9 protein-coding genes and 3 tRNA genes are annotated in these 8862 nt (G+C 60.6%); 9 read left to right on the top strand and 3 right to left on the bottom strand.

Annotated elements, in window-relative coordinates:
* Nucleotides 1-94 precede the first annotated feature (94 nt).
* The 5 genes from ACRC0P_RS19680 to ACRC0P_RS19700 all read left to right on the top strand — a co-directional run bounded on the left by ACRC0P_RS19680 (nucleotide 95) and on the right by ACRC0P_RS19700 (nucleotide 4107).
* The gene (locus ACRC0P_RS19680; RefSeq protein WP_438633011.1) at nucleotides 95-1339 is read left to right on the top strand and encodes a Wadjet anti-phage system protein JetD domain-containing protein; all 1245 of its coding nucleotides are present in this window, start codon (nucleotides 95-97) and stop codon (nucleotides 1337-1339) included.
* 568 nt (nucleotides 1340-1907) lie between these two features.
* The gene (locus ACRC0P_RS19685; protein WP_438633012.1) at nucleotides 1908-2357 is read left to right on the top strand and encodes a hypothetical protein; all 450 of its coding nucleotides are present in this window, start codon (nucleotides 1908-1910) and stop codon (nucleotides 2355-2357) included.
* A 10-nt stretch (nucleotides 2358-2367) separates the two neighbouring features.
* Nucleotides 2368-2838, top strand: coding sequence for a GAF domain-containing protein (locus ACRC0P_RS19690; protein ID WP_438633013.1), 471 nt, complete (start codon nucleotides 2368-2370; stop codon nucleotides 2836-2838).
* A complete protein-coding gene (locus ACRC0P_RS19695) occupies nucleotides 2838-3578 on the top strand; it encodes a spermidine synthase (protein WP_438633014.1) in 741 nt (246 codons plus the stop codon). The genes ACRC0P_RS19690 and ACRC0P_RS19695 overlap by 1 nt, the downstream gene beginning before the upstream one ends.
* Before the next feature lie 73 nt (nucleotides 3579-3651).
* Nucleotides 3652-4107, top strand: a complete 456-nt coding sequence (locus ACRC0P_RS19700; protein WP_438633015.1) for a hypothetical protein — start codon at nucleotides 3652-3654, stop codon at nucleotides 4105-4107.
* Nucleotides 4108-4320: 213 nt separating this feature from the next.
* Here the strand turns inward: ACRC0P_RS19700 and ACRC0P_RS19705 are convergent, their stop codons facing one another.
* The 3 genes from ACRC0P_RS19705 to folD form a co-directional block, all read right to left on the bottom strand.
* On the bottom strand, nucleotides 4321-5367 hold the full coding sequence (locus ACRC0P_RS19705; protein ID WP_438633016.1) for a class I SAM-dependent methyltransferase: 1047 nt from the start codon (nucleotides 5365-5367) through the stop codon (nucleotides 4321-4323).
* The gene (gene rsuA / locus ACRC0P_RS19710) at nucleotides 5364-6056 is read right to left on the bottom strand and encodes a 16S rRNA pseudouridine(516) synthase RsuA (protein WP_438633017.1); all 693 of its coding nucleotides are present in this window, start codon (nucleotides 6054-6056) and stop codon (nucleotides 5364-5366) included. The genes ACRC0P_RS19705 and rsuA overlap by 4 nt, the downstream gene beginning before the upstream one ends.
* Before the next feature lie 65 nt (nucleotides 6057-6121).
* Complete coding sequence (gene folD / locus ACRC0P_RS19715; protein ID WP_438633018.1) at nucleotides 6122-6970, bottom strand: bifunctional methylenetetrahydrofolate dehydrogenase/methenyltetrahydrofolate cyclohydrolase FolD; 849 nt, start codon at nucleotides 6968-6970, stop codon at nucleotides 6122-6124.
* Between the two features lie 207 nt (nucleotides 6971-7177).
* Here folD and ACRC0P_RS19720 point away from each other — a divergent pair.
* From ACRC0P_RS19720 to cysC, 4 genes are all read left to right on the top strand, one after another.
* Nucleotides 7178-7254 (top strand) — tRNA-Pro (locus tag ACRC0P_RS19720).
* Nucleotides 7255-7274: 20 nt separating this feature from the next.
* Nucleotides 7275-7351: transfer RNA gene (locus ACRC0P_RS19725), tRNA-Arg, on the top strand.
* Between the two features lie 344 nt (nucleotides 7352-7695).
* A tRNA-His gene (locus ACRC0P_RS19730) sits at nucleotides 7696-7771 on the top strand.
* A gap of 384 nt (nucleotides 7772-8155) precedes the next feature.
* Nucleotides 8156-8779, top strand: coding sequence for an adenylyl-sulfate kinase (gene cysC / locus ACRC0P_RS19735; RefSeq protein ID WP_438633019.1), 624 nt, complete (start codon nucleotides 8156-8158; stop codon nucleotides 8777-8779).
* Nucleotides 8780-8862: the final 83 nt, after the last annotated feature.

Genomic DNA, 8862 nt, shown 5'->3' on the forward strand with positions numbered 1-8862 from the left:
AGTAGGGCGCACCCTACCACTACGAAGCGAGGCCGAGCGCGGCCATGGGCCGCTCCTGCATTAGGGGAGCAGACTGGGAAGAGGAGAGGGAAGCATGACGAGGCAAATCCCCGAACTGGCCGCGGCCAACCCGGTGATTATGGGGCTGCTGGAATATGTGCTCGACAGGCGCGACGAGCAGATTCTCACCGGCGAGGAAAAGCCGATCGGCATGACGCTGGACCCGAGGAAGGCATCCCGTGCGTTGCGCGCCGCGCTGGCTCCCTTTACTGATCCCGTGTACGACGATGGTGAACTCTGGGACGAACTTGTGTGGCTGTCCCGCGATTACCGCTGTTTTTCAATCAAGCCTCCGGGGCGCCGGCCCGTGGGCGGCGCCGCCTGGGAGGGGGCGCGGCTCTACTTTGAAGACAGCCGCGAGTCGATGATCCGCGAGTGGCTGGACCGGTCGCGCCCGGTGCGGCTGGATCCGGAGTGGCAGGCTGCGCTGACAAAGTTTGCCGGGCGCTTCGAAGTCCCGGATGCATTTCCGCCCGGCGGCCTGGAGCTGGACCCGGGCTTCGAGGATTTCGAACAGATGCTGGCCTGCTGGGCCGACCTGGGCGAAGAGCTGGACCGCGCGGAGGGCCGCCCCGCGGAAGGCCGCCCCGCGGAGCGCCTTTCCTGGCGCCAGCTGTCGGCGCGCTGTTTTCTCGGCGATTCCAAATACCTGGACGGTGATGGGCGCCAGGCTCTGGTGCGCGCGCTTTTCCCGAGCCTCTGTGGCAGAGTCCACGAGCGGCCGCTGCTGATGCATCTGTACCTGCCGGCGCAGACGGAGCGGGTGCTGCTGATCGAAAACCAGGATTCCTTCCTGATGCTGGCGGAATGCGGGCCAGAGCACACGGCACTGGTGTATATCGAAGGCTACCGCGGTGGCGCGGCGCGGGTGCGCACACCCGGTGTGGCCCGCTTCAGCACCCTGAACAATGCGCCGCAGACAGTGCGCAGGGATTTCCTCCAGTGGTGGCAGGGGCAGGGCCCGGTGGAGCTTCCGGTGTATTTCTGGGGGGACCTGGATTACGAGGGCATGCAGATCGCCGCGGCTCTCAAACGCAGCTTCGCCAACCTGGTTTGCTGGCGGTCGGGTTATGAGCCGTTGCTGGAGAGGCTGCACGCCGGCGGCGGCCACCTGCCGCAGCAGACCAGAAAGATGGGCCAGAGGGCAATCGAGAGCACCGGCTGCGAATACGCCGACGGGAAACTGATCCCGGCGCTTCGGCAGACCGGATGCTGTGTGGACCAGGAGGCGGTGACGCCGGAACGGCTGCTCGCCGCGGTATCGTCCGACAAGGAGTGAAATATAACCCACGGCTTGTTAGGCGACGGGTTAATACAGCACAGGGATATGCCGCCACTGAATAATAAAACAGGCAGCCTGGTCACCATCCGCTATTGAGATGTATGCACAAGATCGCAGAAGATAGCCACAGTTTATTTAGATAATGCCGTTTAAGCCCAATACGGTTGAGTTAGGCCACTTTTGTATTCGTAGGGTGCGCCATGACAGAAAATTGCTCCTGCATTTTCTGCACTTCCGCCATCCATGGCGGTCGCGCACCGCCCCAGGGCTCGCGCGGGTTTCAGACTTTTTGGTGCGCACGGCGCACTCTGCGGCTGGGCCTTAACTCAACAGTATTGCGTTTAAGAGCCTGTTTAGAATCTCGCGAAGAGCTCTCCAGGTCGGGAGGGGGCCTCTTTTCGGGTCCGTATGAGGCAGGGATGCCGATTACGAGCGTACAGGGACGTATTCACAGCGTGTCCCGGAAAGAGGCCCCCTTCCCGACCCCGCGCTGGACGTGCAGCACCATAGATCGCAAACAGGCTCTAAGCCAAATGGGGCGAAAGAGCATTGACCGGAGATTGTTATGCGTCAGTTTTCCATTCTGGTTGTTTTTACCCTGGCCTTTGGCGGCGCCGCGGTACTTTACGAGCAGGAGAGCCGCAAGGTAAAAGGGGTGTTGACCCAGATTACCGAGCTGCAGGCGCAGCTGGGCGATCTGCAGGCGGAAGTCAACCGACTCAGCGCTGAGCTGGAGGCGACAAAGTTGGCCGAGCGGCGGCGCACTGAATTGAAAGCCGTGGCCAGCCGCGTGTTACGCGATGAAAAGCCGGCCCCCAAGCCGGCGGTCCAGGTGTGGGATTCGTCCGGCAAGCTGATTGCTTCCGATGTCACCACCGCCCCGCCGGCCATTCGCGGCCGTGGAGAAGACCCGGAGGAGGATGAATGGAACAGGCCGACGGTGGATGCGGAGCCGTATCAACCCGAATCTGCCGGTTCGCAGTCGGAACAGCCGCTTATCGATCCCTATCAGTAGTTGAAGAAGTATGTCGTTAACACCATTTTACGCAGCCCTTTGTGCCCAGCTGTCCGGCCTGCTGACCGGTGAGCGCGACTGGCTGGCGAACACCGCCAACGCCAGTGCGCTGCTGTTCCTGGAACTGCGGGATATCAACTGGGCCGGCTTCTATTTCCTGCGTGGGGAGGAGCTTCGCCTCGGGCCTTTTCAGGGCAAACCGGCCTGCACCCGCATCGCCGTGGGTTCCGGTGTCTGTGGCACCGCAGTGGCCAGTGGCGAGTCGCAACTGGTGGAGGATGTGCACCAGTTTCCCGGTCATATCGCCTGCGATGCGGTTTCCGCGTCGGAAGTGGTGATCCCCCTCTATGCCGGCGGGCGCTGCCTGGGCGTGCTGGATATCGACAGCCCCTCGCTGGCGCGCTTCGATGCGGAGGACCTGGCGGGCCTGGAGGCGTTCGCGCAGGTATTGCTGGACCACTCGGATACCCCTGGCGCCTGATGGCTGTCGTATGGCAGCGGCAGGTGGGGGGCAACTGCTACCAGGTGCGCCGCCACGGTGCCAGCGTGCGCCTCTACAGTAATGGAATACTTCACTCCCAGTGGAACCCCCGCGATCCGCTGAAAGGTTCGTTCTGGGAGCTGTTGTTGTTGCCGGCTTTCTTTCTGCCGCCGCGAAAAATTCGTTCGGTGCTGGTCCTGGGTGTGGGCGGTGGTGCGATGATCCGCCTGCTGCAGCAATTTGTCGAACCCGAATGCATAGTCGGTGTGGATCTGGATCCGGTGCATCTCTCCGTGGCGCGCCGCTATTTTGATGTGCGAGACGCCGAGCTGGTATGCGCCGATGCGAGGGAATATGTGGCCGGCAGACTGGCTGCGAAAAAACAAAGTTCCTATGACCTGATAGTCGACGACCTTTTCGGTCACGACCAGAGGAAAGCGGAGCGCACGGTTGCCGCCGACCCGGACTGGTGTAAGAGCCTTTTGCAGCTGCTGACGCCCGATGGACTGGTAGTCAGCAACTTTGGCAGCCGGCGGGAAATGATTACCAGCGGCTGGCGCCATACCGGGCTGCGCGAGCAGTTGGCCAGCTGGAGTGCGGAAATGCCCCAGTATGAGAACTGTGTGTTGACCGTGAGCCGCCGGCGGCTGGCGATGGCCGACCTGGTCGCCCGGGCCCCGGGAGCCATCAACCCACAGAATCCCCGCCGGCGGCTGAAATGCCGTCTACGGCGCCTCTGAGTTATTTGATTGGCGCCCTTTCGTACTGGCTGTCTATACTCAGGAAGAGACAGAATTTCCCTGAGGCGGGGCGATGCGCTACAAAACCTTGGAGGATGTGATCCAGGAGGGAAGGGATTTCCACGCGAAGTTGGCTCAACAGTATGGTGAGTACGAGCAGCTCGCCAGTGATGAGCGTATAGAACTGCTGTTGGACCAGCTGCGGCGGCGGGAGGACTCCATGTCCCACTCGCTGGAAAACTTCCGCGAGGATATTTCCCCCGGTGCCCTGCACACCTGGTTCCAGTTCGCTCCCGAGGGGCGCGAGCAGGAATTCCTGAAGCGGGTGCGCAATCTGGATATCAACAAGCTGGACAACATTGCCGAATTGGCGATGGATATCGAGATGTACCTGGCGGATCAATACCGGGACCTGTTACAGGGGGCGGACACACCCTCCGCCCGCGACGCGATGGAGCGGCTGCTGGAGCTGGAGGAACTGGAGGAGCACACGCTTTCCAGGAATCTGTTTAATCTTCGCGACTATTGAGCCGGTATCCAGTCTTCTGATGGTGTCTGAGCTGAATACCGCTACCTTAAGCGTTGTTTCGACCGTAGGATGGGCAAAGGAGCGTAGCGACGTGCCCATCTTCTGGGACCTTGATGGGCACGCTACGCTTTGCCCATCCTACAAATATGCCGATTTTCGGCTTAAGGTAGCGGTATTAGTGTCTGAGCCCGGCTTGCGCGGGAAGGTTCTCCCCTACGTATGGAAACCACTCGACGATCGTCCCGGGCCGCGTAGGTGGTAGACACAGAAGCCCTTATCCCTGGCAATCAACTCGGCTTCAATAAAACAGGCCGCGGCTTTTTTCCCCAGCGGAATAAATTCATTCACCACAAACAGTGCCTGGCCAGTAGGTTTCAACAGCCGTGCGGCCTGCTCCAGGAACCGATCGGTAAGATCCCCCTCCACCTGGAACCCCTGGTGAAAAGGCGGATTACAGATCAGGTAATCGGCGATATCGACTTCCAGCTCATCGCCTGCATTGGAGGGAGTCACCGTACCCTGCAATCCCAGGCCCTGGAAATTTTTTGTGCAGGCGAGCAGGGCGGCGGCATTGTTGTCGGTTGCGGTGAACTGGTAATTACCCAGCGTTGACAGTTGGGCACAGAGGTAACCGTAGCCGCAGCCCAGGTCCACCACGCGGGCGTTGTCCGCCGGAGGATAACGTTTGCACTGCTGTGCGAGCAGGGCGCTGCCGGTATCGATCTTGTCCCAGCCGAACAGGCCGGGCTTGCTGTAAAGCCCGTTCAGCGTCTCCGGCTGGCGCAGGCGGGAATAGTCCTGGTCGTCCAGCAGTGTGCCCGTGGCAGTTTCGCCGGGGCGGATGTTGGTGCTTGAGTAGTTCGTGCCGTGCTTCTGAAGACTTTTCCCGCCGGCAAAACGCTGTGCGGCCCTGGCCGCATAGGTTTTGATACCGCTCTGCTTGCCCCCCAATAGTATCAACTCCCCACCTTCGATCAGCGCATCCGGTGTGCAGTTGATAATATGGTGCACCACCGCCTTTTCCTTGGAGACCGGGTAGACGATATGGCGATAGCGCCGCTCCAGTTCCTCGAAGCGGAAGTCATTAAAATAGCTGCGTCTTACCCTGTCTTCCGCCAACCTGGCGATATCCCAGCGATTGCTGAGCAGGTCCCCGGCAAAAGTGAAGCCCTCGAGCAGCAATACCTTGCTGTTCTCGTCGGCGATCCACAGGGTCTCTCCGGGGTCTTGTTGCAGCAGTTGGCTCAGCAGTGTGTTCATTGAACGGAGGCAACTTCTTCCGGGGTGAGCGGGCGGTACTCGCCTTCGGGCAAATCCTCGTCGAGCTGGATTTCGCCGATGCGCTCCCGGTGCAGCTCCAGCACCCGGTTGCCCAGGGCGGCGAACATGCGCTTGACCTGGTGGTAACGGCCTTCGCTGATGGTGATGCGCACTTCGTTGGCAAAGAGGATTTCCAGTGTGGCCGGCCTGGTACGCTTTTTCTCCCCACTGAGCCAGATACCCTTGGCAAATTTTTCCACCGCACTTTGATCAATTTTCTCCGCCAAGTGGGCGTAATAGGTCTTGTCACAGTGATGGCGGGGGGAGGTGATCCTGTGGGACCACTGGCCGTCGTCGGTGAGCAGGACCAGGCCGCTGGTGTCGATATCCAGGCGGCCGGCAATATGCAGTTTGTGCTTGTTGGGCTCGTCGATCAGGTCGAGCACCGTGGGGTGTTCGCTGTCCTTGGTGACGCTGACATAGCCGAGCGGCTTGTGCAGCATAAAGTAGCGCGGCCCCGGTTCCAGCAGGGGCTCGCCGTCCAGGCACAGGGTATCCGACTCCAAGACTTTGGCAGAGGGATCAGTGGCCACGGCGCCGTTGACGGTGATGCGCTCCGCTTTTGCCGCGCGCTTTACCTGGGCGCGGGAGAGGTCGGTGACCTGGCTTACGGCTTTATCCAGGCGCATGGGGAACCCCCCCTTTGTTACTCCCTCTCCCCCTTGGGGGAGGGGGTTGGGGAGAGGGGGAAATACTAACGTCCAATTTTGCGCTCGCCGGAATCCACGGACTGGTAAATCAGGGTATTGATGGTCATGGGGCCGACCCCGCCGGGTACCGGGGTGTAAGCGGCCACGCGGTCCACCAGCGGGCCCAGTTCGATATCGCCGACGCCGCCCGGGTGGTAACCGGCGTCCACGACCACGGCGCCGTCCTTGATCCAGTCTGCCTTGATATATTCCGGCCGGCCCACGGCGCCTACGACGATATCGGCGCGGCGGATATGCTCGGCCAGGTCCCGGGTGCGGGAGTGGCAGGTGGTCACGGTGGCATTGGCATTCAGCAGCATGGCCGCCATGGGCTTGCCGAGGATGGGGCTGCGGCCCACGACCACCGCGTGCTTGCCGGCGATGTCGATTTCGTAGGCTTCCAGCAGGCGCATAATGCCCTTGGGTGTGGCGCAGCCGTAGGCTTCTTCACCCATGGCCATGCGACCGAAGCCCAGACAGGTGACGCCGTCGACGTCTTTGTCCAGCGCGATGGCATCGAAGCAGGCGCGCTCGTTGATCTGTTCCGGCACCGGGTGCTGTAACAGTATGCCGTGCACATTGGGGTTGGTATTGAATTCTTCGATCTCGGCCAGCAATTGTTCGGTTGTGGTTGAGGAGGGCAGTTCCACCTGCAGGGAATCCATGCCCACGCGGCGGCAGGCATTGCCCTTCATCTTGACGTAGGTGGCGGAGGCGGGGTCGTCGCCCACCAGGATGGTGGCCAGGATCGGCGTCTGGCCGCCGCTCTTTTCCTTTAGCGCGGCAACGCGGGTCGAGAGTTCCTGTTCGGTCTTCTGCGCCAGGGCTTTGCCGTCCAGAACGAGTGCAGACATAGATGGTTTTCTCTGATTTGCGAAGGGCGCTATTTTGGCACAGCCCGAGGGTAATTTCCCGGCCGATAAACCGTTGCAAAAAGAATGGCTTAGCGGCGTTGACTCCCCCGGGGGCCGCAAGTATTATGCGCGCTCTCGCAAGGGAGGCAATTGCCGAACGGTGAGATTGCGGGGAGCTTTTAAACCCCGTTGCCGGATTTGGCGATTCGGGGCATAGCGCAGTCTGGTAGCGCGCCTGCTTTGGGAGCAGGATGTCGGGGGTTCGAATCCCTCTGCCCCGACCAATTTGGACCGGGTATGCCTTGCGCCCGTAGCTCAGCTGGATAGAGCATCCGCCTTCTAAGCGGATGGTCGCAGGTTCGAGTCCTGCCGGGCGCGCCAATCTTTCGGGATGGGTTCGAAGTTTGGCTGCTCCGATTGGGCTCATTGCCGGATTGTAGTCGCAGGACTATTCCGGCCCATCAGCACAGCTGATGGGCGCCGAGCCGGCCGCAAAGCGGTGCTTTGCAAACGGCCGCCTCGGCCCTGCCGGGCGCGCCATCCTTTAGGATAGGCTTGAAGTTTGGCTGCTCCGATTGGGCTCATTGCCGGATTGTCGTCGCAGGACTATTCCGGCCCATCAGCACAGCTGATGGGCGCCGGGTCGGCCGCAAAGCGGTGCTGGGCTAAATACTCGACTCAAATTCACAGCACTGCCACAAGGTGCTGACATATCACGATTTATGGTGGCCGTAGCTCAGTTGGTAGAGCACAGGATTGTGGCTCCTGAGGTCGCGGGTTCGATCCCCGTCGGCCACCCCATATAAAACCTGTTAAATCAGGTACTTAGAAGCCTCACTATTTGTGAGGCTTTTTTGTTTCTGCCTTAGAGTGCCAATCCGTGGTGCCAGCCTTTGTAGATCAAGGGCTTAAAACTCAAGTTCCGGAGTTCAACCGTAGGGTGCGCCGTGCGCACCGCTCCAGGACTGGTGGTTTGGTGCGCACGGCGCACCCTACGACTGCCCTGCAGGCGAGAACAATACTGCTATGTGCAGTGGCCGATTTGGGCTCTGCACAAGCGCTTTACGCTGCCTGGCTAATGTTCGATAATTAGCCATCGAGCGCGCTTAAATAACTTTTTGTTATAAGGAAGTTCCATTGAAGTGCGTGAACAGAGGCCATTGAATAGATTACCCGGGGGTATCGGTGACAGCGACGATAGAACGCAAGGCAACCAACATCCATTGGCACGACGGTGATGTAACTCGCGAGGATCGCGCGAGTATGCTCGGCCATAAGGGGGCGACTCTGTGGTTCACCGGCCTTTCCGGCTCCGGCAAGAGTACGGTAGCCGTGGCCCTGGAGAAGGCGCTGGCCGCCCGCGGGGTGCTGAGCTACCGCCTGGACGGCGACAATATCCGACACGGCATCAATGCCAACCTGGGCTTCTCCGCGGAGGACCGCCAGGAGAATATCCGCCGCGTGGGTGAGATCTCGCGCCTGTTCGCCGACAGCGGCGTGATAGTGCTGAGCAGCTTTATCAGCCCCTATCGCGAAGATCGCGAACTGGTGCGTCGCATGCACGCGGAGAGTGATCTGGATTACCTGGAAGTGTTTGTCGACTGCTCCCTGGAAGAGGCTGAGTCGCGGGACCCCAAGGGCCTGTACAAGAAGGCCCGCGCCGGAGAGATCCGGGGCTTTACCGGTATCGACGATCCCTACGAGGAGCCAGCGTCCCCCGAACTCCACCTGCGGACAGACTCGATGAGCCTGGAAGAGGAGGTGGAAATAATGATCTCCAGTCTCCAGACCCGCGGCATTATTGCCTGACCTGCCGCGTCACGGGAGGCTTTCAGCCGTTGGAACCCTCCCGTAGTCCTCCCTGACTTCAATCCCTTATTCCTTTTATAACT

Origin of the sequence: Microbulbifer sp. (assembly GCF_051659245.1) — a bacterium.
Taxonomy (GTDB): domain Bacteria; phylum Pseudomonadota; class Gammaproteobacteria; order Pseudomonadales; family Cellvibrionaceae; genus Microbulbifer.

Excerpts from the sequence above, each read along its gene's own strand:
- ACRC0P_RS19695 (WP_438633014.1), top strand. The coding sequence starts at position 2,838 with ATGGCTGTCGTATGGCAGCGGCAGGTGGGGGGCAACTGCTACCAGGTG.
- ACRC0P_RS19685 (WP_438633012.1), top strand. The coding sequence starts at position 1,908 with ATGCGTCAGTTTTCCATTCTGGTTGTTTTTACCCTGGCCTTTGGCGGC.
- ACRC0P_RS19690 (WP_438633013.1), top strand. The coding sequence starts at position 2,368 with ATGTCGTTAACACCATTTTACGCAGCCCTTTGTGCCCAGCTGTCCGGC.
- ACRC0P_RS19680 (WP_438633011.1), top strand. The coding sequence starts at position 95 with ATGACGAGGCAAATCCCCGAACTGGCCGCGGCCAACCCGGTGATTATG.
- rsuA (WP_438633017.1), bottom strand. The coding sequence starts at position 6,056 with ATGCGCCTGGATAAAGCCGTAAGCCAGGTCACCGACCTCTCCCGCGCC.
- folD (WP_438633018.1), bottom strand. The coding sequence starts at position 6,970 with ATGTCTGCACTCGTTCTGGACGGCAAAGCCCTGGCGCAGAAGACCGAA.
- ACRC0P_RS19705 (WP_438633016.1), bottom strand. The coding sequence starts at position 5,367 with ATGAACACACTGCTGAGCCAACTGCTGCAACAAGACCCCGGAGAGACC.
- ACRC0P_RS19700 (WP_438633015.1), top strand. The coding sequence starts at position 3,652 with ATGCGCTACAAAACCTTGGAGGATGTGATCCAGGAGGGAAGGGATTTC.